This is a genomic window from Paenibacillus piri (assembly GCF_004354045.1).
Taxonomy (GTDB): Bacteria; Bacillota; Bacilli; order Paenibacillales; family NBRC-103111; genus Paenibacillus_S; species Paenibacillus_S piri.
In genome coordinates, this window is sequence record NZ_SMRT01000019.1 from 118,051 (window position 1) to 141,811 (window position 23,761).

The window sequence follows — 23,761 nt, forward strand, 5'->3', positions numbered from 1 at the left end:
CAGTCCGAAGCGATGAAACGGGCAGATTACAACAATGAAAGGACTTAAGGGACTTGATGTAGAATTAAATCATTCAAACCAAGCTCAACGAGGAACAAGAGCTCAACCGTACATTACGAGGCTGCCGGCATGGGAGGTGGAAAATGCAACAACCAAATGTACTAGATAAAGTCACTTGCTTTATCACTAGGGAAAAGGATACGAAAACAGAACTTCTTCTAATTCAACACCCAAATGCAGGTATTCAATTACCGGCAGGAACAGTTGAAATCAACGAGGATGTGAAACAAGCTGCCTTGCGAGAAGCTAATGAAGAAACTGGTTTAGCTGAATTTATTACATGCAACTATATCGGGAAGCAAGACATTAATTTAGTGGGGAAGTACATTATTTCCCGGAAGGCGAAGGTCTTCTCAAGACCTGACTTGTCAAGCTTTCAATGGGCAGAAATTAGAAGGGGTATTACGGTACAACAAGAACGCAGACAAGGGAAGTTTGTACAAGTATCGTACATAGAAGGAGATCAATATCCAGAGCCTAATTACATAACTTATCAAATAACAGGTTGGGTTGAAGATTCACATTTAGCTTCAAAAATCTCGCGACATTTTTACCACTTACGTTCAAGCTGTTACCTGAATGAGTGGGAACAAGAAGCAGATAATCATACTTTTAAATTATTCTGGACTCCATTCGACAAGTTGCCTGAGATTGTTTCACCACAAAATGAGTGGCTTGACTTTGTTTCAAACGAGTTGATGTATTCCTTCTAAATGATGTTTATTTATTTCAACCTAAACATCTGACATGATTCAACAATTTGCGTCCCTTTACAGGACAAGGCCATGCGCTTAAAATATGAGTGTTATGAAAACCAAAAGAGGGACGTGATGACTTTGTCCAAAAAAATTCTTATCATCACAGGCGATGCTGTAGAAGCTCTCGAAGTGTATTATCCTTATTACCGGGTTCTGGAGGAAGGCTATGAAGCCACTCTAGCCTCGCCGACCAAAAAAGTGTTGCGTACGGTGATCCATGATTTTGAGGGATGGGACACTTATACGGAAAAGCCCGGATATCAATTGGAATCCCATATTTCATTCGCGGATGTCGATCCTGCGAAATACGACGGACTTATCATACCTGGTGGAAGAGCGCCTGAATATATCCGTTTGGATGAAAACATTCCACGCATTGTCGGCCATTTTTTCGAAGCCGGCAAGCCTGTAGGCGCGATCTGTCATGCTGCGCTAGTTCTAAATGCTCTCAAAAATAATCAATATTTCGAAGGGCGTACGCTAAGTGCCTACACAGCATGTCGGTTCGATGTAGAGGCGCTTGGAGCAAAGTTTACAACTGAGACGCTTTATGTTGACGGTAACATCGTTTCGGGGCATGCATGGCCTGATTTGCCAGGTTTTATGCGTGAGTTTATAAGGCTGGTGCGCGGTTAGGATATTAGGAAGAAATAATAAAGGGTTGCTTAAATTGTCATTCCTAATGACAGTTGGAGCAGCCCTTTCTATCATTTCAAGATGCTCGCTCATCTTGGAAAGGCCTCGATAGAGGTTTTCTTAAGCGAGCTTAAAATAACGAAGAAGCTCTTTGGTATAACAAATAACATAATGAATATATTACGCTAACGGGACACAAGAGCTCACCGTACATCACGAGGCTGCCGCGGATCGACCATCATTTTCACTACAGGCAGAATACGCAAGACAAACACCAGAGGAAATATCATTCCGAGAAGGTGGGTCCTGAAGCCTTAAGCATTAGCTGACGCACAATTAAGTTTGGAAAAGCAAATCGCCTTAATGAAAGAAAACCGAGACAAATGGTGATTATTATATGGAATCATCCATCGGTCAATAAAGAATTGGAATGCAGCCATAAACACGTAAGATGTATAAAAAAGTAATATTTGGAGGAATCGGACTCTATGGTAATAGGTCGTTTTCCCGAGAGTATTGTAGTTATTGGGGCAGGGATGGCGGGTTTGGTATGCACTTTGGAGCTTATGAAACAAGGATATAATGTGCGTTTATTCGAGGCAACTAATCGACCGGGCGGTCGCGTATACACGATGCGGGATCAATTTGCTGACGGAATGTATTGCGAGATGGGGGCTGCCTTCATTGGAGCGCATCATTTTCTCACATTGAGTTATGCCCAGCAGGCCGGGGTTCAATTAATAAATTTACCAGTCCCCAATAGACGTTTGACATATATCAACGGAAGATTAATAATAGATTCTCCGGCTGAACCTGCACGGTGGCCTGTTTCGCTTACAGCGGAGGAAAGAAATTTAGGATATGCGGGAATTTTGGAAAAATATCTTAATCCGGGGCTTAAAGCGACGGGTAATCCTTTTTTGCCGGACTGGCCCACAAAACAAGCGATACAGCTCGATTCAATGACAATGGAAGAATATCTTAAGGGTCAAGGAGCATCTCCAGGTGCAATTAAGTTGTCTGAAATCGGTTATATGCAGATGTTAGGCGATGGTATTCGTAAAGTATCTGCATTACAGCGACTGTTGGACCTAAAAATGGCCAGCTCTGAGGGAAGCGCACAAACTATAGCAGGTGGAATGGATCAACTACCGAAAAAGCTTGCCCTTACAATTGGCTCCAATATCAGTTATGGATGTGCTGCGACGCATATTGAGCATAATAATAAAGGAGTAACTATCCAATTTACTAAATCTGGCGAAGTTTTCACTATCTACTGTGATCGGGTCATTATGGCTATTCCCTCTACAGTTCTGCGAACAATTCATTTTTCCCCGCCACTCACCAAAGAAAAAAATGATGCCATTCAAAATCAACTTTCTACTTCTGTTACTCGTACCGTCGTACAAAGTCGAACCAAATTCTGGAAAAACTTAAGTTCCTTTACTACAGTAAATACAGATCTGAAAATTGGCTGGCTGTATGATGCCACATTCACTCAAACGACCTCAAGGAGAGGGTTAATTTGTTCGTATTCTTCCGGTGAAGCGGCGCGGGAAATAGCTAGAGCTGGTAATCTTAATGCGGCTGTATCAGAAATCAAACAGGTGCTGCCTGAATTGTCGTATAATTATGAAGGTGCGGCGGTCTTTTCTTGGGATCATAATCCTTACTCTCGGGGTGCATATGCTTGGTATAGGCCGAAACAGATGATTCGAATGATCCCGACACTGTCTGCCCAGCAAGATAGTATTTACTTTGCAGGTGATGATACAAGTCTTTTTCCCGGTTGGATTGAAGGTGCGATCTCCTCTGCGTTACGAACTGTAAATCAAATTATTGCAGGTAACAGCATATAGTACGCTAATGTATGTATAGGTTTTGCTGAACATTGCTGTGATTGAAGCTTACTCCACTAAAACCGGCATGTTACCTTCCAAGAATTGACGAACAAGGCAGTGTTAGGTAATCTATAATTATTCATTACTTGTAAAGAAATTCAAATTGTGAAAGAAAGAGAGGATCACTCTATGTCTAAACCTCTGCTATCCAATCGGTTACTTGGCAGAACAGGCCTTCTTGTCTCCCCGCTTTGTATAGGTGGAGCTCCACTTGGCGATATGCCTGAAACCTTTAACTACAGTACAACAGAAGAAAACGCGCTGGCCACAATTCGTGCTGCCTTTGCAGGCCCGATCAACTTCCTCGATACAGCTGCGGCCTATGGTGATGGTGAGAGCGAGCGCCGTATCGGCAAGGTAATTAAAGAGAACGGTGGACTCCCATCGGGCTATGTGCTCGCCACCAAAGCTGATCGCTGCTTACAAACCGGTGACTTCAGCGGCGAACAAATCAAACGTTCCATCGAAGGAAGTCTCCTCCGCTTGGGGCTGGATCGCCTGCAATATGTTTACATCCATGATCCGGAACATACTACCTTTGAGAATGTAATGGGGCCGAGCGGACCGCTTGAGGTATTGAAAAGCTTCAAAGATCAGGGAGTCATCGATCACATTGGTATATCTGGCGGGCCGATCCAAATGCTCATTCGATATGTAGAAACGGGTGAGTTTAGCGCCGTTGAGACTCATAACCGCTATACGCTGCTCAATCGATCAGCTGAGCCTTTGCTTGATGTCGCCAGTCGATTGGGTGTTGCAGTAATCAACGCAGCACCCTATGGTAGCGGCATGCTGGCAAAAGGTCCAGATGCCTACGCCCGCTATGCTTATAGTGATGCACCGCAATCATTGCTCGAACGCGCACGATTGTTTGTAAAAGTCTGCCAGGAATACGATGTGCCTCTGGCCGCCGCGGCGCTTCAATTCTCCATGCGTGATCCCCGTGTCACGAGTACTGTCGTTGGCATGACCAAACCGGAACGAGTCGCCCAGACATTGGAGCTTGCCAGTTACTCTATTCCTCCCGAGCTTTGGCCTGCGCTAGACGCCATTGGATTTGATACGGACGATCCCGAAGCGAATAGATTTACATAATGGGCCGATAATTTGTGACTTTAAAGCCAATGTCATGGTCTAATAAGCAGTTTAATTGAACACTGGTTGCAGTAGAGAAGGACCGGTCAAACTTTATAGTCGATTGTTAAATCACCATCAATTGAAAAACCGCGAAGGCTTGATGCTGCGCGGTTTTTCCCTATTTATGGCCGAATCTTTCATTATGTAGCGTAAGTTGTAGTGAGAGAATTAGACAATCATTTAAGACAAATGAGATACCGGTCTTTTTTTCATTTATTGCATAATAAGGTTACGCCCTTTATCATCTGTTTTGGAATACGAGTCACTGGAGGGCGTAAAAGTGACAATAAAAAATGAAAGGAAGATACCGTTTCTCTTCCTTCTGAAACAAATTGAAGCAGCTCTACTGCTTGCAGAAATTCAAATCATAAAGGGTTGCTTAACAAGATAATGTGATAAAATGAATACATTAATTGATCCAAAGACTGTTGATGAGGATGTGCTTTAAAAAGGAATTTTATGAGAAAACTAAGAAAACACCTATTCAATTTAGCGTTGGGTGAGTTAGCGGCCGCCTTTTCTTTTTTGGTTGTATATAAAATTTATGTAGATTTAGGGGTCGCGAGCTTGCTTGCGCTATCATTCCTTGTGTTTATATTATTTCAAGGTGTTACGTATTGGGTATATAGATCTCAATCAATAGGGAAGAAGAAACCGTTTTTAATGCGGAAAACTCTAATTGCACTTAGAATTACGAATCTTATTTTAGCTGTGTTAGTAGTTATAATATTGATAATGCTCGCTCAGAATAAAAATGACCTGGTTGTCAGTATATTAATTTATGTTTTTTCCGTGATAGAATATATAAATTACTATTGGTATCGTTTAAGCTATGGGAAGTCAGGTTTCAATATCAAATTGCTTATCCAAACCGGCTTACAGCCATCGAGTATTCATAAATTATTAAAAAGAAAATAATTGGCCTGTTATTAGCCAAAATATGTAATTCCAGTAACGTTTGGTCGGCTTATAGTCAAAGCCGTTACGAATTTATAAACTGGACGTCAGAGAATAGGAGAAGAAATGAAAAATGCAAGAATTATGAATAAACAAGAGAGAATTGAAACAGTCTTTTTATATGGAGTTTTCATTTGTTACATACTTTTTTTATTTAAATTATTGTTCTTATCAAGAGTTTCACTTTTGGATTTGTTAAATAGTCAAAGGACTTTAGATAGGTCAATCAATCTCATTCCTTTTTATAGTATAAAGGAATATATATTTAGCAACTCTGCCACTATAAAAAATTTCGCTTTTGCTAATGTGGTTGGCAATATAGTTATCTTTATTCCTCTTGGCACATATTTGTCAGCATTCAAAAACGATAAAAGAGTAATAACCAATCTGCTATTTATATTCATAGTGAGTTTATTTATTGAAATCATTCAGGGGCTTTTAGGCATTGGAGCATCAGACATTGATGACATAATTTTAAATTGTTTGGGTGGATTAGTTGGTATTATAGGGTATAAGTTTTTAATGTTTATATTACGAGATGAGAAAAAAGTACGTACTGCAATTACAACACTATCAGCAATAGGATTGCCTGTTTTATTATATTTATTATTTGTGGTGAGATTGCGTCTCTGAATATCTGGAGTCGTCACCTTTCGGTTGGTTTGTAGGGGTACAAACAAATTTTACCGGGTTGACGATTCTTTTTCTACCATTTAGTGGTTAATCAACAGGCCTGAGAAAATAATTGTCTAAACGATTGTGCGTGATTTACTGAATTGACAGTCGGAGCAGTCGATGTTATCATTACATATATTTTTAATTAGGAGGCTTGTCATCTATGATACACTCCATGCGTTTAAGATAAGCTGGCAATAAAAAAGCGGGTTTTTCCACATATTGTGGGCTTTTTTTGAGCTGCTTATTTTACGTGTGCAGGACATAGATCGCGATTTGGATAGCTTTTTTCGGGCTATGCCTCTTTCGGTGCGTTCTCTCTCGTGATAAATGCAGATCTAAGCCCGCATTGTGGACTTGGATCTGTATTTTTTATTGCCCAAATTGCTTCCGTCTATTCGAAATTTAGATGAAATAAACGGGAAGGGGCTATTAGTATGCGATATATGCACTGGTACTTCTTTATATAATCCTCGCTTCATAAATCGCAGGCTATCCTGCGAACAGAAAACTGCGATTTCTGAAGGAGGTTATTATTGTGAATTTATTGATAAAAGCAAAAGATATTTATGTGGAATATATGGGTCGCGATATCCTGGATATCGACGAATTGGAGCTTTATGATTATGATCGTATCGGTCTGGTAGGCGCAAACGGGGCAGGAAAGAGTACATTGTTAAAAGTATTGTTGGGTGAAACGCCAATACCGCAAGGTAAAATCGTCCGGGAGGCTAATTTTGCTTATATCCCGCAGTTGGATGATGTCGTCGTGCACGAGATAAAGGATCACGCTTTAATGGGCAAACTGGGAATTGACCGTATTCATGTAGAGAACTTGAGCGGTGGTGAAGAAACACGGCTAAAAATTGCGCAAGCATTATCTAACGAGGTGCATGGTATCTTTGCTGATGAACCGACGTGCCACTTAGATCGTGATGGCATATACTTTTTAATCAACCAGCTTAAAAATTTTTCCGGCGCATTGCTCATTATAAGTCATGACCGCTATTTCCTTGATCAGGTCGTCGATAAAATTTGGGAACTGAAAGATGGAAAGATTACCGAGTATTGGGGGGGATATTCCGAATATTTGGCGCAAAAGGAAGAAGAACGGCAAACTCAAGCTGCACAATATAAGCAGTTTACTGCTGAACGAGACAGGTTAGAGAAGGCAATCACCGAAAAACAGAATCAGGCTCGGAAGATGGATCAAAAAGCGAAGGGAGCTTCAAGAAAAAACAGTTCTGAAAGCGGCGGACGTCTCGGTCATCAAAAAACGACGGGCAGCAAACAGAAGAAGCTCCATAATGCCGCTAAAAATATGGAGCATAGAATCGAGGCGCTTGGTGATGTGAAATCACCCGAAGCAGTTCGCTCCGTCCAATTCCGACAAAGCAAAGCCCTGGAGCTTCACAATCCGTTTCCTGTCACAGGGAAAGAGATTTGCAAACAGCTTGGGGGCAAGGTCATTTTTGAACATGCGTCTTTTCAATTTCCGTTGGGTGCCAAGATTGCGGTAACCGGTGCAAATGGAACAGGTAAAACGACGCTTTTCAAAATGATACTGGATCGCGAAGACGGCATCTCCATATCTCCTAAAGCGGAAATCGGCTGCTTTGCTCAAAAAGGTTACAAGTTTGACCGTAATCAGGGTGTTATGGAGTTCATGCTGGAATACTGTGATTATCAGGTGCCGGAAATTCGCGCTGTACTGGCATCTATGGGATTCTCTCATCATGATGTACGCAAGGAGCTATCTGTTTTAAGTGGCGGCGAAATGATTAAATTGCAGCTTGCCAAAATGCTGCTGGGGCGATATAACATCTTGCTTATGGATGAACCAAGCAATTTTCTTGATCTTCCTGCCGTGGAAGCGCTAGAAAATATGATGAGGAACTACGCTGGTACAATCATATTTATCTCGCACGATGTTCGTTTGTTGGAGAACGTAGCTGATGCCGTATATGAAATTGAGGATAAAAAGATCGTTCGGAAGGCTTAGCGAAGTTTGACCGGTGAGCAATGCTAAAACTCAATAAAATACGAAAGGCAGTCGGGCAGATGAACGGCTGCCTTTTTCGCCTGTGGTGAAAGTAATTCGCATCTTCTCCCGCAGCTTGCCGGCAAACATTTCCTGTGTCCTGTCGAATTTATGTCTCCGATCGCTTTCTCCAACTCATGCGTGCATAGAAGCGACGGCCGGAAACGAAATAGAGCACCCCGCCGAGCATCCAGAAGGGCTCCCAGAAGAAGAGCCGCCAGTTCGCGGAGTAACGGTCGATATTCATGTTCAGCACCTGAGCGGACGCAAGAAGTACGGCTAGCCAATTCAGCAAACCATAAAGAAAGAGAAATGCGCCTCCCGCCACCGCCGCGAAATAGAGCCCTTTGGCCGTGAGCTTGCTTTTCCACGGTTTCAAGAGACCGAACAGCAGAACGGCGCCCAGAACTTTGACGACTCCCGTGAGCCATACGAGCATCATGAAACTCTTGTCTCTTATAACTGCTTGCCTGGCGATGAATTCGCCCAGCGTTGAAACCCCAAGCATGCCGCCGCTCGCCCAATAGAAGCTCATTGCAGCGAACAGCAAGGACCAAATGATTCCGCCGATGACGGGCCAAGTGTGCTTTTTCACGATTATGGTCACCTTCACGATCCCTCGGTAGATTGTTTTAGCGGTGTAAAAATCCCCAACTCTATTCTAACACACGTCAGTCCTATCCGCCGACCGCAGCCCGTAAGAAGAACATATACCAAATTTGAAGCTAAAAGGTTCTAAACTATTTTCCAAATAGAGGAATAGCCACAGCTGCGTTGAATTATTTTTAAGGAAATAATTTGATTATGGAGGATACAATGAAATTACTCATTATACAGCCAAAACTCGAAAAAACAATAGAACAGCTTGAAAGTGAATTAATGAGTAACTCATCGGTTGATGTTGTGATTTTTCCAGAAGGGTACTTGAATGAAAATTTAGAAGAAGCATGTGCCTTAGCCAAAAATTATAATGCAATTCTTATCGGTGGACATAGAAGATTTCACGAAAGTCCAAAAGATAGAGCCATCATTATTAACCGTAAAGGTGAAATTGTTCTTGATAGAATAAAGTATAGCGATACATCTTTTGTTGTTGAAGAAGGTCTTAAATTTGGTCATATACTTTGCGATGAGTTAGTCAAACAAGGAGTAAAAGGCGGAGCAGACGATAATATTGACATGATCGTACATCCAATCGGTGTAGGCATGTTTAGCGAAGAACAATTTGAAGAGTGGATAAACCTGGCTAGAAAAATAGCAATCGAACATAAAACGATGATTATTGGTACAAGTCACGCTGATGGTTCATTCAGAGGAAGTGACGTATCAATACCTATTGCATATTGCTTTGATAAAGCTGGTGAAGCTGTTTTTATTTCTAAAAATGATGTTCGAACAATAATATTGGATATTGAAACAAGGCAGGTTACTTTTCCGAAATAACTAACGAATAGTACGGGCTTATCCATTTTGAATAGGGGGCCGGGTATGACAAGCGTTCTTGTGGTCGAGGATGATGCGCATATGCTGGAAATGATTTTATTCGTTTTAAGCCGAGAGGGCTATCGGGTTCGAGGAGTTTTAAACGGAAAAGAGGCTATGGATGAAATAGAACGCTCTCCTGCGGATATAGTTGTTCTTGATGTCATGATGCCCGTCATGGACGGGTGGGATCTGTGCCGAGAGCTGCGGGTTTTGTACCCTGACTTGCCTCTCTTCATGATCACGGCCAAGCACGAAACGAGCCAGAAGCTGAAGGGCTTCGGATTAGGTGTCGATGATTACTTGGTAAAACCATTTGACCCGCAGGAGCTGGTGGCACGGATCAAAGCACTGCTGCGCCGTTACCGGATTACAGCCGATAAAACAATTTCCATGGGCAGTTTCAAATTGGACCGGCTCCGAGGCAGAGTGATCTGCGGGAATCAAAAATGGACTTTGCCGCAAAAGGAATTCGAATTGTTATTCCATCTTGCGAGCTATCCCGGTCAAATATTTATGCGGGAGCAATTGATCGAGGCCGTATGGGGATTCGATCACGAAGGGGACGAACGGACGATTGACGTTCATGTTAAAAGGCTGCGGGAGCGGTTTGCCGCTTATGCCAATGAATTCCGGATCGTAACGGTTCGCGGTCTTGGCTATCGGTTGGAGACAGCGAACGATGTTTAAAAATTTATACATCAGAATCGTGTTGACCTTTATTTCTGCTGTTTTTGTCGGACTCGGCACATCGATTCCGATTACATATTATCTATATAAAGAACAGATCGTTCAATTCATCCAGGGCACCGAAGCTATTTTGCAGCTTCGCGTGGCGCTGTTGACGATGTTTTGTTTGGCGCTAGTAATCGGCAGCCTGAAATTTGTAATCTTAACCTTTTTCCTGGTGAAGCCGCTGAAAGCACTAACGGAAGCAACCAAAATAGTTGCCAAAGGCGATTACAACATCCGACTGCAAAGAAAAGGAAACGATGAATTGGGCGTCCTGTCGCAGCATTTTCAACAAATGGCAAACGAGCTGAATCAGGTTGAACAGATGCGCCAGGAGTTCGTGTCCAACGTTTCTCACGAAATTCAAACGCCGCTAGCGTCCATATCGGGTTTTATTTCGATTTTGCAAACCGACGGTTTAAGCGAGCAGGAACAACTGCGATGCATGGAAATTATACGTCAAGAAAGCATTCGGCTTTCCCGGCTCAGTGACAACATGCTGCATCTTGCCATGCTGGATTCGAAGTACCATCCGTTTCATCCCTCCCTCGTTCAGCTCGACCGGCAGCTTCGCCACATCGTGGTTGCGGCAGAACCGCAATGGACGGCCAAAAGATTGCATATTCATCTGGACCTGCCCAAAACCGCGGTAAAGGCGGACGAAGATTTGCTGAACCAGGTATGGCAAAATATTTTTCATAACAGCATCAAGTTTACCCCGGAAGGCGGAAACATCACGATAGAGGTTAGTCCCGGCAGCGGTGAAGTTACTGTCACCTTTCGGGACAATGGAATCGGTATCGCCGATGAGGACCGCAAGCGCATCTTTGAACGATTTTTTAAGGCGGACAAATCCCACAACCGGGAAGTGGAGGGAAGCGGTCTCGGCTTGGCGATCGTAAGGCGCGTCGTTGATCTGCACTGCGGCTGGATCGAAGTGGACAGCAGGCCGGGCGCCGGGACGGCCATCTCGGTTATTTTACCTCGTGCGTAGTGTCGAAATTATTCATATCCTTGGAAAGAAAAGATGAGCAATCCATTTTGCTCGTCTTTTTAATTTTCCATATTTAACCATTTAGTTCATGCTGCGTTCATATAGACCACATAGAATTAATTGTAGATAAGCGAGAGGAGAGTGAAAAAATGGAACAAAAACAAATCGGATCCCTGTCCACGCAAGGTAGGATGATTGGCGCGAGTTTACCGGTCGACCGAGCCGAGAATGTGCAAGATTTTTATAAACAGGTGTGTACTAAAAATTGATAGCCATAACGGCACAAGGAGGACATCAGATATGGAGAACCTGAGTGAAAACCGGCTACCCGACATCCGCAGAACGATCATAGTGGATGCTTCCATTCACAAAGTGTGGCAAGCCGTCGCCACATCGGAAGGTATAGCCGCATGGTTTATGCCAAATGATTTTAAGCCCGTGCAAGGCCATAAGTTTTACTTGGATGCAGGCCCGTTAGGGCTAACTCCGTGTAAATTGACGCTAATTGAGCCGCCTAAGCGCCTATCGTTTGAATGGGGCAAGGATTGGCAATTGACGTTTGAACTGAGCGATTTGGGCGGCCAAACGGAAATAACGATTGTTCATTCGGGGTGGGAAACGAACAAGGTAGCGGAATCCGGCAGACTCCACACCGTAGTGTATGAACGTATGACGCAAGGTTGGACAGTTCTCATAAATCGTCTCGTAAGAAGAGCAATTAATAAAAAGAATAATCAAGTTATCAGCATAAATAGCGGAGACATTGATATGCGGCAAACAACACTTCAAGTAACGGGTATGATGTGCAATCATTGTGTCAAATCGGTTGAGGAAGCTTTGAACGTGCTCGGGGCGTCGGGGCGCGTTGACCTGAACCGGGGTACAGTTTTTATAGAATACGATGAAAACAAAGTAACCATGGAAGCCATGAAGGATGCCATTGAATATTTAGGGTACGACGTTAGCTGAAGACAAAGGCAGGGCCACGGTCAACATCAGAAAAGGAGGAAAGCAATGATCAAGTACATCCGGCCGTTACCCGTATCCTCATGCAATGGTCTCGTATCCGAAATGTACAAACAAATACGGAGGGATTTTGGTTTTGTAGGAGATATTTTCATCATGCATTCCCCTTCGCCGCCTTTGTTGGCAAGCTTATGGGCGGCTTTAAGAGAAACGGAACTTGTCGGCAGTGTGCCGAGAGGCATTAAGGAAGCGGTTGCCGCAGCGGTTGCAAGAGCCAATCAATGTTCGTTTTGTGTCGATGCGCATACCACTATGTTAATGGCAGCCGGAAATCATGAGGTTGCCCAAAAGATAAGCAAAGATCAAGTTGATTCAATATCGGATGAAAAGATGTATTCGATTGTAAAATGGGCGCTTGCAACCCGTTCGCCCCGGTCGTCAATATTGCTGAATCCGCCTTTTACCGCACAAGAAGCGCCGGAAATTATCGGAACCGCTGTGACTACCCATTATATCACCCGCATGATGGACGTTTTGCTGACTAATAAAACGTTGGTACCCATTAATCATTCTTTAATGAATTATATGATAAAAAGGGTGATTGCTTTATTATTCTCCTCCTCCATAAGAAAAAGCAGAAAACCTGGAGAGTCAATTGTTTTCTTGTCGGAAGCCTTGCTGCCGGACGACCTGCGTTGGGCGAAATCACACCCAATCATAAGCCGCGCTTTTGCCTGTTTTGCTGCCGATACGGAAGCGGCAGGACATACTACCTTGCCTGAAGAAGTCCGTTCGAATGTCCGGCATTATATCGACGAATGGGACGGTAAAGAGCCCGGCCTCAGCCGGAAGTGGGTGGAACAGACGGTAAAAACGCTAAGCGGACCATCCAAGATCGCAGCCAAACTTGCATTGCTGACTGCTATTGCCCCATATCAAATAGACGAAGATCTGATTCAGGATTTTAGATCAGCTTACGAAGACGATGTCCAGCTCCTGAATGTGTTATCGTGGTCCAGTTTTATGGCCGCCCGAAAAATAGGATCGTGGCTTTCGGAACCGAATTACGAGGAGGAGGGTCAATGAATATTACGTTATGGATCGTGCAAGGTGTTTTAGCATTAGTTTTCATAGTGGCAGGTTCCATGAAAGCATTTCAATATGAGAAAGCAAAGGCTTCGATGCCTTGGGTAAAAGATACCTCAAAAGGCTTAGTTGCTTTTATCGGGATAGCGGAGCTGCTTGGAGGGCTTGGTTTGATTTTACCTTTTGCACTCAAAATTGCTCCTTCTCTGACACCCATTGCGGCCATCGGGCTTGGCCTCGTCATGCTTTTCGCTGCTTTGTTTCACGCGAAGCGGAAAGAAAATCAGGCAATCGGAATGAACATTGTTCTCTTTGCTTTATTGATTTTTGTCGCGATGGGACGTTTTTAAACGTGATACTCAATCGTTTGAGATGTTGATTACTATTTTTGGATTATGGTATTATTTCACTCGTCCGGTAACGCTGGAAAATGCGCCTCTTGGGAGAAGCACCCAAGAGGATTTTTTTATTTTTTTTAGAAGCCGAAACATCGTACTCAGCAAGAGAAGAGGAACAAGTGTTAACAAAATATTAATAATATAATCAATTGATTATATGAGCGCATTCGTATATATTTATTTCATAATTCAATTGATGTGAGGTGAATATATGAACAAACCGCTGCGGATGTAGTCCATTACCGGTGCAGAAGTCAAATAGCCGAAGCGTTTGCCAAACATTATGCAGGAGATAAGGTGACTGCTGATAGCGCGGTGGAACATTGAAGATTTTCGGGTGACACGTGATTTGATTCAGGAAAAAGTGCTGCAGCTTTTAAAAGACCAAAAGATTGTATCGTGATTTAGCGGAGGTTCTCAATGGAACAAATAAATGAAATGTCAGAAACCTTTAAGCTGCTCGGAGACAAGACACGGTTAACGATGATGGCTCTTTTGAAAGAACGGCCGCTTTGTGTTTGTGACATCGTCGATTTGTTGGAAACGTCCCAGCCGAATGCGAGCCAGCATTTGCGTAAATTAAAATCAGCCGGGCTTGTTAATGAAACACGTAAAGGTCAATGGATTTATTACTCTTTAAATATTGAAGACAAACCTTATATTCAGGCAGTTTTAGGATACATCCCGTCGTTAAAACCAAAAATCGATCAAATGAAAAACGACAGTTGCGAATAGGTTGGAGGACTACATGGCCATCATTGCATTTCTTATTTTTTTAGTTACCTTAACATTTGTCATTTGGCAGCCGCGGGGGTTAAATATCGGGTGGTCGGCCAGTGCCGGAGCTATCCTCGCTTTAATTTTCGGAGTGGTCAGCTTTGCGGACGTTGGCACCGTTACCGGCATCGTATGGAATGCGACATTGGCATTTGTGGCGATTATTTTAATCTCACTGATTCTTGATGAAATCGGATTTTTTGAGTGGGCAGCCTTACATATGGCACGGCTCGCCCGTGGAAACGGTCTCCTTATGTTTGTTTTTATCATTCTGCTTGGATCCGCGGTCGCCGCGTTGTTTGCCAATGATGGTGCAGCCCTGATCTTAACGCCGATTGTGCTTTCTATGGTCCGGGCACTGAAGTTTGATGAAAAGATGATCTTGCCGTTTATTATGGCCAGCGGTTTTATTGCGGATACAGCATCATTGCCGCTTGTCGTCAGCAACTTAGTCAACATCGTATCTGCGGATTACTTCAACATCGGTTTTGCGGAATACGCCAGCCGCATGATCGTTCCGAATTTCTTTTCGATCATTGCAAGCCTCATTGTGCTCTATCTGTATTTTCGGAAAAGCATTCCGGAAAGCTACAATCTAACTCAACTGAAAAGACCGAAGGAAGCCATAAAAGATCTGCAGCTTTTTAAACTATCCTGGGTCATTTTAGCCGCGCTGCTTGTTGCCTACTTCGTCAGTGAATTTTTCTCGATCTCTGTATCCATTATTGCAGGTATCGCTGCGATAGCGTTTTTGTTCGCTGCGAGAAAGAGTCCTGCGATTCACACATGGAATCTGGTGAAAGGCGCTCCTTGGGCAGTGGTAGTCTTTTCCATAGGCATGTATGTGGTTGTGTACGGCCTCCGAAATGCCGGGCTTACCGATGTGTTAGGCAACATCATTCAAGCGGTTGCAGATCAAGGACTGTTTGCGGCAACGGTAGGTACGGGCTTTATAGCCGCGATCCTGTCGTCCATCATGAACAACTTGCCGACGGTCATGATTGATGCACTGGCGATCCAAGGCACACAAACCGGCGGATTTATTCGTGAGGCGCTGATCTATGCGAATGTGATCGGTTCGGATTTAGGACCGAAAATCACACCGATCGGCTCTCTGGCTACGCTGCTTTGGCTGCATGTGCTTTCCACGAAAAACGTGAAAATCAGTTGGAGATATTATTTTAAAGTTGGCATCCTGTTAACGGTACCTACATTGTTCATAACGCTTGTCGGTCTTTATTTATGGCTGTATGTTCTGCAAACCCTGCAGATGAATGTATGGTTATGTAATGCGATGATTGCGGTTCTGCTTGTCGTGGTTGCTATGATTATGAAGTCGATCTTGGGCAGTAAACAAGCTAAAAGAGGACATCAAGGCGTATAAATAATTGATATCAAAAGGGAGATTGTTTACCATGGAGAAAAAACCGTTAGTTTACTTTTTGTGCACCGGCAATTCCTGCAGAAGCCAAATTGCGGATGGCTTTTTAAAGGCTTTAGGAAGCGACAAATACGAAGTTAGAAGCGCAGGGCTTGAAGCCCACGGGCTGAATCCGCGTGCGGTGCAAGTGATGCAGGAAGCCGGCGTTGATATTAGCCAGCATACTTCGGATGTGATCGATCCGGAAATTTTGAATCGTGCAGACTATGTCATTACACTGTGCGGCCACGCAGACGAGCATTGTCCTGTAATCTCCAACAAGAACGTTACGAAATGGCACTGGGGGTTTGACGATCCGGCAAAAGCAACCGGAACGGAAGACGAAATCATGAACCAGTTCCGCACTGTTCGCGATTCAATCAAGAGCCGGATTGGGCAGTTCGTAAAAGAAGGGAAATGAGGTGGCGGTTATGATTAAAAGAATGCATGTCGCATTAAACTGTACGGATCTGAACAAATCCCTTGACTTTTACCGTGCTTTTTTTGGAGCAGAACCCAGTAAGATCAAAGATAATTACGCCAAATTTGAACTAGAAGATCCGGCGCTGCATTTTTCGCTCAATGTCCGGCCGTTCGAGCAAAAAGGCGTGCTGAATCACTTGGGATTTCAGGTGGATAACACCGATGAAGTGCTTGCCATGGGGGAGCGGCTGCGTCAAAGCGGGCTGCTGCTGATCGACGAGATGAATACGACATGCTGCTATGCGGTACAGGATAAGGTTTGGGTGTATGATCCGGACGGTAACGCGTGGGAGATATTTTACACCAAGGAAGATTCCGAATTTGAATCGGCAGGAGAAGCCAGAGATTTATCCTTATGCTGTGCGCCGCCATCGGTCCCGGTTCCCGTAGAATTTGGATCGTTTAAAAAAGGAGTGTAGTCCATGCCGTCATCGATTTCCGTTTAGGGGAAATTGAACATCTGCCCGTTCCCGATCAATCGGTGGACGTTATTATTTCCAACTGCGTCATCAATCTTTCACCGGCGAAGCAGCAAGTGTTTGACGAAGCTTTCCGGGTTTTGCGTTCTGGCGGACGTCTGGCTATTTCGGGTATTGTTACAACAACAGACCTTCCGGTGGAAATTAAAAATGAATATAGACCTCCTATATTCCGGATGTATCTCTGGCGCATCATTTGTTGATGAACTGAGAGCAATGTTAACTAAGAGCGGATTTAAAGAAGTGATTATTGAGGCCAAAGATGAATCTAAGGCGTTTATTAAAGACTGGGTTCCCGGAGCGAATGTCGAAAATTATATTGTTTCTACCGTTATTAAAGGAATTAAACCATAGTAGTAGTTAAGTTAAAAGGTTCTTGTTCTTGTTCGATGACAAGAACCTTATTGCATTTGTATGCTGTTTCCGCGCGGATGTATATTCAAAATTTTATTTTTGATGTCTATAATGATTTGGCGGCATGCCGTATCGAGCAGTTATGTTAAAATATGGGTAAACATATCGATCGGAGGCAAGAGCGTGAAGCCAATATGTTATACAATCGAACCCCCTGAAGATTTTGCGCAATTACATTCCCTCTACGAGGCATTAGGGTGGGATTCACTTCAATTATCCGTTGATGATTTAAAGCAAATGTGCGATCAAAGCTGGTACGCCGTTTATGCATTTGACGATCAAAAATTGGTGGGGATGGGGCGCATTATTTCAGATGGAGTGATTACTGGAATGATATGCGGATTGTGTGTGCTGCCGAGTTATCAGTCCAAAGGAATTGGCAAAGAACTGCTGAATCGTATGATTGACCATTGCGGGCAAAATCGCGTAATTCCCCAACTTTTATGTACAGAAAATTTGGAATCGTATTATGAGTCTTGTGGATTCAAGAAATTTTCAGTTGGCATGACAAGAAATATAATCCGGTAATTTTTCATGAAAATCAAAACAACAAGTTGACGCCGAATTGGGAGTCATAAAAAATAATCCCTGAACCTTTAAAAAGGCAAGGGATTATTTCTTTATGGTTGAACCTTATTATGCGTGAAATCGAAACCGCCATAAATGGGGGGAGCCTTGGACCCTTTCGAATCGATTATTGAATAACTGAGTTGAATCGAACTAAACTGCAAGCTAATGGTCTCGCTCGTATTGTTAAAGTCATAATTAGATATAGTCACGTCATTTAACTCGATAGTTAAGAGGGGAGTCGATGACTCGCCGCGTGTTGCAAAAACAATCTTGCCTTTTTTTAAATGTTTTCCGGTTGCCGCATTCAGAAAAATAGGCACGGACGAAACGTCAAACGGTTTCGTGACCACAAACTCGTTTAGAACGGCTTTTCCGGCCGCACCGCCTGCACCTGAATTCGATGAGTCATTCGTAATATCAAAATAAACGCCGGAGAGTACAATCCATTTTTCATAATCTTTTGCTGCTGATTCGCCTTCGATACCTTCTAATTGCATGTAAACATTGTAGCGAAGTTCAGGCTGAGTCTCAGCGGTCGCTGATGTTACAGTGGAGGCCGAGACCGGACTAGCGGCCAATAGCAATAAACTAAGCAATACGAATAGAAACGGTTTTTTTAATATTTTCATGGAATCACTCCTCGTACAGGTATTGACACAAATATTGATATTCCACGGAATGGTAAAAGATGCAAACTGATAAATAAACATAAGCGTTAATTTGTCCAATGAGATGGTGCGCTTTGAGCCACCGTAACCCGGCCTCTCCCGGCAAGGCGGAAGGCACGGTCGGCGAGTCATGTCCCGTGGCTTTCGTATGCTAATTTACCGGTATTCCGCAATGAAACGGCGAATCCGGTCGACCCCCTCCTTGATGTTCGCTTCGCTCAAATGTCCATAGCCCAGCACAATCCGCTTCCCGTTCGCTCCCTTGATCAGGGCGTAATCCTCCAGTCCCTGAATCCGAACGCCGTACGATTCGGAAAGGCGCCAGTCCGAGTCGCGCGGAACGGAGATAAATTCAACCATAACATGCATGCCGGCCTCGTCGCCGAAGACGGCGGCGCCGTCCCCGAAGGCGTGCTGCAAGGCGCTCACCAGTTGATTCCGCCTATGCCTGTAGATGCCTTTCATTTTGTGAATATGCCGGTCCAGCCGCCCGTCGCTGATGAATCGGGCCAGCGCGATTTGCGGAACGGACGGGGAGCGCAGGTTCATATCCTCTCTCAACGCTGCGAAACTGCCCGCCAGCCGCTTCGGGACGACAACGAAGCCGATGCGCAGGCCAGGAGCCAGCGTCTTGCTGAACGTCCCGAAATAGATGACCCGCTCCGGGGCCAGCGTATACAGCGGCGGCACCGGAATGCCCTTGAGGCGAAAATCGCCGTCATAATCGTCCTCCAGAACGTAGGTATCGGACTGTTCCGCCATCTTGACGGCAAGCTGCCGCCGCTGGATCGACAGGATGCTCCCGCAAGGAAAATGATGGGACGGGGTCAGCAGCAATAAGTGCCCTTCCTGCATGCAGCCGATGTTCTGCAAGTTCATCCCGGACCGATCGACTTCCACAGGCACAAGATTGTAACGGGCATTGCGAAAAATGTGCTGCGCCAGCTCGATCGTCGGGTCTTCGATATATACGGAGCGGTACCGGGGATACAGGGCTCTGGCGGCCAGTGCGAGTCCGTCTGCAGAGCCCGATACGATCATGATCCGGTCCGGATGGCAGCGCATGCCTCTCGTCCGGAACAAGTAAGATGCAATCGCCGTCCGCAGCTCGTATTCGCCGCGAATATCTCCGTAATCGTAGAGGCGGTCCGGCCCATACTCGGCCGCCTCCCTCAGATACCGTGCCCATACTTTTCGCGGAAATGAGCCCAGATCGGGCGTCCCCGCCGTAAAGTCGATGAGTCCATCGGCGTTTCGCCGCCCGGAAGGAGAGGCATCCGGTTCGTCGCCGCCGTCCATGAAGGGATTGGTGGAGATCCCAGCTGCGACGTAGGTACCCGATCCGACTTTCCCGGTCACATAGCCTTCTGCCGTCAATTGCTCGTACGCGTCGATTACAACGTTTCTGGCAATGCCGAACTCCTGTGCAAGCCTGCGCGTGGGAGGGAGACGCGTCCCCTTGGCAAGTTCGCCGCTTTCGATTTTACGGCGCAGCTGGTTGCACAGCTGCATTGTTACGGACATGGCCAGCGAAGTGTCGATATGGATACCGTACATGAATCAAGCCTCCGATTGGTTCCTCAAAATAATCCATTTTTGGATCTACAAGAAACCATTACCTTTCATTATAATCGGTATGAAATAAAAGGAAAGGGAGGCTGCAACAAGATGAAGATCGCAAGAAAGAAGCTGGGAAATTCGGAGATCGAGGTCAGCCCGCTGGGGTTCGGCTGCTGGGCGATCGGAGGGCCGTTTTGGCTGGACGGACTTCCGGACGGTTGGGGGCATGTGAATGACGAGGCTTCCATCCGCGCCATAGGACGGGCATTGGAGCTGGGTATCAATTTTTTCGATACGGCGGATGCCTACGGCGTCGGGCACAGTGAAAGCATTATCGGCCGCGCGCTGAAAGGGAAGCGCCACGAGGCGGTGATCGCGACCAAATTCGGCTTTACACACGACATCGCGACCAAACAGGTTTATACGCGCACCGATGTGTCTCCCGCCTATATCCGGAAAGCTTGCGAAGCATCGCTTCGACGGCTGGGGACCGATTATATCGATTTGTACCAGATCCATGTTGGCGGAGTCCCGCTTGAGGAGCTTGATTCCGTTATTGAGTCGCTTGAGGGATTGAAGCGGGAGGGCTGGATCCGCTCGTACGGATGGAGCACTAGCGACGCGGAACGTGCGGCGGCTTTCGGAGAGCGGTCTTCCGGCGTTGCCATCCAGCATCCGCTCAACGTGCTGCACGACGACGGGCCAATGATCGATGTGTGCGAGCGTTACGGTTTAAGCAGCATTAACAATTCGCCGCTCGCCATGGGACTGTTAAGTGGAAAATTCGACCTATCGTCCAGTCTGCCGCAGGACGACGTTCGGGGCTCAAAGCACGAATGGGTCTTTTACTTCAAGAATGGCAAGCCGGACGCCGGTTATATGGATCAGCTCGAAGCGGTCAAGGAAATTTTGACTTCTGGGGGGCGAAGCCCGGTGCAGGGGGCGCTTGCGTGGATTTGGGGAAGAAGCGGAGCCGCGGTTCCGATCCCGGGGCTGAAAACGGAAACGCAGCTGGAGGAAGCCGCCAAAGCGCTGGATTACGGACCGCTAACGCAAGGCGAGATGGAAGAGATCCGCAAGCTTCTGGATAATCTTCTGGATAATAGGGATACGATGCGAAACTGACTGAACAGTTTCGCGGTTCGGCGGACAGCCTGCAGCGTAGGGCCGGTCGCTTCCACGTGTAATTAAACAGTCAAGACGGATGCTCTTCATCATGAGGAACATCCGTCTTTTGTTGACGATGACTTCCAGCAAGTTGCAGCGTAATGTCGGAACATTCGCCGGCAATGCTGGATGGAGGCGTTCAACTTATGGATCGTTTCGAACAATATCTGGAAAAGCTTCAAGGCTAGTAAACGGGTAACGGATTATTATCGGAAATCGTATCGGCCATCCGATCCAAAAAACGGGCGGCTTTTTTTTTGCAGTGTTGACTTAAAAAAATATTGCGCTAAAGGATTTCTATGAACCGGTAGTGTCAAAATTGAGCCGGGAATATCATATTTTATAATGATTTTGCATTCCATTTACATTGTCTTGACACTTTCTGTTGGCATGTCTGCTATGGTAATAGACAGACGATTCCAAGGGAGGAAGAGACATGAATAAATATCGGACACTATCGTTAATGGCAGCCGGCGTGCTGACGCTGAGTTTGATAGCGAGTGCGGCGCATGCTGAGCCGTTCCAAGCATCCGCGCATGCGGGCTGGATGAAGAGCAAAGGACTGCTCGAAGGCGAAGCCGCAGGCAATATGGCGCTGGACCGCAGCATCACGGCAGCGGAGGCGGTAACGCTCCTTGCCCGGCTGAAGGGAGAGAAGCTTCAGACTGCCCCGGCGGGCGGACATTGGGCTTTGCCTGCCTTGTCCTGGTCCGTAAGCCAGAGCTTCCTGATGGCGGAAGAGGCGAAGACGCCGAATGCGGCATTATCCGCCACCCGCCTCAATCAGCTGTTCGGTAAAGCCGGTTACCCGGTTGCGCTTCCGGCCGCTGATACGGTGGCCCGTACGGAGCTTTTCAATGCGCTGGGACAAAGCATGACGGTCCATGTCACGATTGCACATATGAACGATACGCACGGCCATATTACCGAGAATAAATCCGGGGGAGAATTCGGCTACGCCCGCATTGCCACCATTCTGAAGCAATGGCGTTCCGAAAACCCGAATTTCCAATTATTTGATGCGGGAGATACGTTCCAGGGAACGATATTCGTCAACCAATTCAAGGGGGAATCGCTGCCGCCGCTGTTAAAGGAGCTGGGCATCAATGTCATGGAAGCGGGCAACCATGAGTTCGATTTCGGGGCCGATCAGACCTTGAAGCTGCGCGGCATGCTGCCTTACCCGATGCTTGGAGCCAACGCCGTGAAGGAAGACGGCACACCTCTGCTGGACAAGACGTACCGCTTCGAGGCAGGCGGCGAGAAATTCGTCGTGTTCGGCCTCGTTACCCCTGAAACGGCAATTTTGACTCACCCCGACAATGTCAAGGGGATCACGTTCAAGGATCCCGTGGAAACGGCGAAAGCGATGGTTGCGGAGCTGAAGGGCAAAGGGGAGCATATCATTCTGCTATCACATTGCGGGGTGGAAGAGGATCGCGAAATTGCGAAGCAGGTTTCCGGGATCGAGCTGATCATCGGCGGGCATTCCCATACGAAGCTGACCCAGCCGGAAGTCGTGAACGGAACTTATATCGTGCAGGACTGGGAATATTTCAAGTCGCTCGGCCGCGCCGATCTATATTATTTGAACGGGGAGCTCGTAGCATTGACCGATTCGCTTAAGGAGTATGACGAAAAGGTACCCGAGGATCCGGAGATGGCAAAGCTGGTCAAGCAGGTCAGCGACAACATCGACAAGGAGCTGAACGTGACGATCGGACATACGGATGTGCTTCTGGAGGGCGACCGGACGATCGTGCGCAATCGCGAATCGAACCTCGGCAACTTCGTGACCGATGCGATGCTGAACCGGACCAAGTCCATTAAAGGCTACGAAGCCGATTTGGCGATCACGAACGGCGGCGGCATCCGTACGGAGATCAAACCGGGGGATATCACGAAGAAAGCATTGTACGACGTGCTGCCGTTCCCGAACACGGTTGTCGTGTTGGAGGCGAAAGGCAGCGAATTGGAGGCCGCGCTCGAGAACGGCGTTTCGCAGGTGGAGAGCGGCGCAGGACGGTTCCCTCAGGTGAGCGGCCTGACGTTTGCCTGGAATCCGTCCAAGCCGGCCGGCTCCCGCGTAGCCGAAGTGAAGATCGGAGGCCAACCGCTTGACGAGAACAAGACTTATCGCATCGCAACCAACGATTTCATGGCGGTCGGAGGTGACGGCTACGACATGTTCAAGGATAAAAAAGCGTACAACACGGGAATTACGCTTTATGAACTGATCGAAGAGACGATCTCCGGGCAGGAGACGATAACTCCTAAGCTTGAAGGACGTATTACGGAGGTAAAATAAAACAATCGGTTACTCGAGACTGTCCCAAAGGTCATTATTGGATTTTCATCCCTCCACTATAATATGAATTTGCATGTAAAAAGCCGCTTCCA

At 45.9% G+C, this 23,761-nt stretch carries 22 protein-coding genes and 1 pseudogene; 20 read left to right on the forward strand and 3 right to left on the reverse strand.

Annotation, left to right across the window (positions count from 1 at the left end):
* Window positions 1-143 precede the first annotated feature (143 nt).
* The 6 genes from E1757_RS29135 to E1757_RS29160 all read left to right on the forward strand — a co-directional run bounded on the left by E1757_RS29135 (window position 144) and on the right by E1757_RS29160 (window position 8,126).
* Window positions 144-773 (forward strand): NUDIX domain-containing protein, encoded by a 630-nt coding sequence (locus E1757_RS29135; RefSeq protein ID WP_133234871.1) that lies wholly within the window; start codon window positions 144-146, stop codon window positions 771-773.
* 123 nt (window positions 774-896) lie between these two features.
* On the forward strand, window positions 897-1,454 hold the full coding sequence (locus E1757_RS29140; RefSeq protein ID WP_133234965.1) for a DJ-1/PfpI family protein: 558 nt from the start codon (window positions 897-899) through the stop codon (window positions 1,452-1,454).
* Between the two features lie 488 nt (window positions 1,455-1,942).
* Window positions 1,943-3,313, forward strand: coding sequence for a flavin monoamine oxidase family protein (locus tag E1757_RS29145; RefSeq protein ID WP_133234873.1), 1,371 nt, complete (start codon window positions 1,943-1,945; stop codon window positions 3,311-3,313).
* A 171-nt stretch (window positions 3,314-3,484) separates the two neighbouring features.
* Window positions 3,485-4,450, forward strand: coding sequence for an aldo/keto reductase (locus tag E1757_RS29150; protein WP_133234875.1), 966 nt, complete (start codon window positions 3,485-3,487; stop codon window positions 4,448-4,450).
* Between the two features lie 1,065 nt (window positions 4,451-5,515).
* Entirely contained in the window at window positions 5,516-6,082 is a 567-nt protein-coding gene (locus E1757_RS29155; RefSeq protein WP_220446551.1) for a VanZ family protein, read from the forward strand.
* A 580-nt stretch (window positions 6,083-6,662) separates the two neighbouring features.
* Complete coding sequence (locus E1757_RS29160) at window positions 6,663-8,126, forward strand: Msr family ABC-F type ribosomal protection protein (protein WP_133234877.1); 1,464 nt, start codon at window positions 6,663-6,665, stop codon at window positions 8,124-8,126.
* A 148-nt stretch (window positions 8,127-8,274) separates the two neighbouring features.
* On the opposite strand, the gene E1757_RS29165 is transcribed toward E1757_RS29160, so the two are convergent.
* Complete coding sequence (locus tag E1757_RS29165; RefSeq protein WP_246079625.1) at window positions 8,275-8,760, reverse strand: DUF3995 domain-containing protein; 486 nt, start codon at window positions 8,758-8,760, stop codon at window positions 8,275-8,277.
* 221 nt (window positions 8,761-8,981) lie between these two features.
* Between E1757_RS29165 and E1757_RS29170 the strand changes: the two genes are divergently transcribed.
* The 12 genes and pseudogenes from E1757_RS29170 (at window position 8,982) to E1757_RS29225 (ending at window position 17,924) form a co-directional block, all read left to right on the forward strand.
* Complete coding sequence (locus E1757_RS29170; protein WP_133234879.1) at window positions 8,982-9,608, forward strand: hypothetical protein; 627 nt, start codon at window positions 8,982-8,984, stop codon at window positions 9,606-9,608.
* 45 nt (window positions 9,609-9,653) lie between these two features.
* On the forward strand, window positions 9,654-10,337 hold the full coding sequence (locus E1757_RS29175; RefSeq protein WP_133234881.1) for a response regulator transcription factor: 684 nt from the start codon (window positions 9,654-9,656) through the stop codon (window positions 10,335-10,337).
* Entirely contained in the window at window positions 10,330-11,373 is a 1,044-nt protein-coding gene (locus tag E1757_RS29180; protein WP_133234883.1) for a sensor histidine kinase, read from the forward strand. The genes E1757_RS29175 and E1757_RS29180 overlap by 8 nt, the downstream gene beginning before the upstream one ends.
* Window positions 11,374-11,673: 300 nt before the next feature.
* The gene (locus tag E1757_RS37345) at window positions 11,674-12,342 is read left to right on the forward strand and encodes an SRPBCC domain-containing protein (RefSeq protein WP_181956703.1); all 669 of its coding nucleotides are present in this window, start codon (window positions 11,674-11,676) and stop codon (window positions 12,340-12,342) included.
* Between the two features lie 45 nt (window positions 12,343-12,387).
* Entirely contained in the window at window positions 12,388-13,425 is a 1,038-nt protein-coding gene (locus E1757_RS29190) for a carboxymuconolactone decarboxylase family protein (RefSeq protein WP_133234885.1), read from the forward strand.
* Window positions 13,422-13,775, forward strand: a complete 354-nt coding sequence (locus E1757_RS29195) for a DoxX family protein (RefSeq protein WP_133234887.1) — start codon at window positions 13,422-13,424, stop codon at window positions 13,773-13,775. Before E1757_RS29190 ends, E1757_RS29195 begins: the two co-directional genes overlap by 4 nt.
* A gap of 468 nt (window positions 13,776-14,243) precedes the next feature.
* Window positions 14,244-14,558 (forward strand): ArsR/SmtB family transcription factor, encoded by a 315-nt coding sequence (locus E1757_RS29200; protein ID WP_133234889.1) that lies wholly within the window; start codon window positions 14,244-14,246, stop codon window positions 14,556-14,558.
* A 13-nt stretch (window positions 14,559-14,571) separates the two neighbouring features.
* The gene (locus E1757_RS29205; protein WP_133234891.1) at window positions 14,572-15,984 is read left to right on the forward strand and encodes an arsenic transporter; all 1,413 of its coding nucleotides are present in this window, start codon (window positions 14,572-14,574) and stop codon (window positions 15,982-15,984) included.
* 31 nt (window positions 15,985-16,015) lie between these two features.
* Window positions 16,016-16,441, forward strand: a complete 426-nt coding sequence (arsC, locus tag E1757_RS29210) for an arsenate reductase (thioredoxin) (RefSeq protein ID WP_133234893.1) — start codon at window positions 16,016-16,018, stop codon at window positions 16,439-16,441.
* Between the two features lie 10 nt (window positions 16,442-16,451).
* Window positions 16,452-16,922, forward strand: a complete 471-nt coding sequence (locus tag E1757_RS29215; protein ID WP_133234895.1) for an ArsI/CadI family heavy metal resistance metalloenzyme — start codon at window positions 16,452-16,454, stop codon at window positions 16,920-16,922.
* Window positions 16,923-16,936: 14 nt separating this feature from the next.
* Window positions 16,937-17,336: pseudogene (locus E1757_RS29220) on the forward strand (methyltransferase domain-containing protein); the annotation flags it as partial.
* A gap of 183 nt (window positions 17,337-17,519) precedes the next feature.
* A complete protein-coding gene (locus E1757_RS29225) occupies window positions 17,520-17,924 on the forward strand; it encodes a GNAT family N-acetyltransferase (protein WP_165972336.1) in 405 nt (134 codons plus the stop codon).
* 92 nt (window positions 17,925-18,016) lie between these two features.
* On the opposite strand, the gene E1757_RS29230 is transcribed toward E1757_RS29225, so the two are convergent.
* Both E1757_RS29230 and pdxR read right to left on the reverse strand, forming a co-directional pair.
* On the reverse strand, window positions 18,017-18,595 hold the full coding sequence (locus E1757_RS29230; protein ID WP_165972337.1) for an Hcp family type VI secretion system effector: 579 nt from the start codon (window positions 18,593-18,595) through the stop codon (window positions 18,017-18,019).
* A 195-nt stretch (window positions 18,596-18,790) separates the two neighbouring features.
* On the reverse strand, window positions 18,791-20,191 hold the full coding sequence (gene pdxR, locus E1757_RS29235) for a MocR-like pyridoxine biosynthesis transcription factor PdxR (protein ID WP_133234901.1): 1,401 nt from the start codon (window positions 20,189-20,191) through the stop codon (window positions 18,791-18,793).
* A 111-nt stretch (window positions 20,192-20,302) separates the two neighbouring features.
* Between pdxR and E1757_RS29240 the strand changes: the two genes are divergently transcribed.
* Entirely contained in the window at window positions 20,303-21,319 is a 1,017-nt protein-coding gene (locus tag E1757_RS29240) for an aldo/keto reductase (protein WP_133234903.1), read from the forward strand.
* A gap of 478 nt (window positions 21,320-21,797) precedes the next feature.
* Window positions 21,798-23,669, forward strand: coding sequence for a bifunctional metallophosphatase/5'-nucleotidase (locus E1757_RS29245; RefSeq protein WP_133234905.1), 1,872 nt, complete (start codon window positions 21,798-21,800; stop codon window positions 23,667-23,669).
* The last annotated feature ends 92 nt before the right edge of the window (window positions 23,670-23,761 follow it).

Coding starts and splice junctions, on each gene's coding strand:
- E1757_RS29215 (WP_133234895.1), top strand. CDS start 16,452: ATGATTAAAAGAATGCATGTCGCATTAAACTGTACGGATCTGAACAAA.
- pdxR (WP_133234901.1), bottom strand. CDS start 20,191: ATGTACGGTATCCATATCGACACTTCGCTGGCCATGTCCGTAACAATG.
- E1757_RS29155 (WP_220446551.1), top strand. CDS start 5,516: ATGAAAAATGCAAGAATTATGAATAAACAAGAGAGAATTGAAACAGTC.
- E1757_RS29240 (WP_133234903.1), top strand. CDS start 20,303: ATGAAGATCGCAAGAAAGAAGCTGGGAAATTCGGAGATCGAGGTCAGC.
- E1757_RS29205 (WP_133234891.1), top strand. CDS start 14,572: ATGGCCATCATTGCATTTCTTATTTTTTTAGTTACCTTAACATTTGTC.
- arsC (WP_133234893.1), top strand. CDS start 16,016: ATGGAGAAAAAACCGTTAGTTTACTTTTTGTGCACCGGCAATTCCTGC.
- E1757_RS29150 (WP_133234875.1), top strand. CDS start 3,485: ATGTCTAAACCTCTGCTATCCAATCGGTTACTTGGCAGAACAGGCCTT.
- E1757_RS37345 (WP_181956703.1), top strand. CDS start 11,674: ATGGAGAACCTGAGTGAAAACCGGCTACCCGACATCCGCAGAACGATC.
- E1757_RS29200 (WP_133234889.1), top strand. CDS start 14,244: ATGGAACAAATAAATGAAATGTCAGAAACCTTTAAGCTGCTCGGAGAC.
- E1757_RS29170 (WP_133234879.1), top strand. CDS start 8,982: ATGAAATTACTCATTATACAGCCAAAACTCGAAAAAACAATAGAACAG.
- E1757_RS29230 (WP_165972337.1), bottom strand. CDS start 18,595: ATGAAAATATTAAAAAAACCGTTTCTATTCGTATTGCTTAGTTTATTG.
- E1757_RS29180 (WP_133234883.1), top strand. CDS start 10,330: ATGTTTAAAAATTTATACATCAGAATCGTGTTGACCTTTATTTCTGCT.
- E1757_RS29190 (WP_133234885.1), top strand. CDS start 12,388: ATGATCAAGTACATCCGGCCGTTACCCGTATCCTCATGCAATGGTCTC.
- E1757_RS29245 (WP_133234905.1), top strand. CDS start 21,798: ATGAATAAATATCGGACACTATCGTTAATGGCAGCCGGCGTGCTGACG.
- E1757_RS29195 (WP_133234887.1), top strand. CDS start 13,422: ATGAATATTACGTTATGGATCGTGCAAGGTGTTTTAGCATTAGTTTTC.
- E1757_RS29175 (WP_133234881.1), top strand. CDS start 9,654: ATGACAAGCGTTCTTGTGGTCGAGGATGATGCGCATATGCTGGAAATG.
- E1757_RS29135 (WP_133234871.1), top strand. CDS start 144: ATGCAACAACCAAATGTACTAGATAAAGTCACTTGCTTTATCACTAGG.
- E1757_RS29145 (WP_133234873.1), top strand. CDS start 1,943: ATGGTAATAGGTCGTTTTCCCGAGAGTATTGTAGTTATTGGGGCAGGG.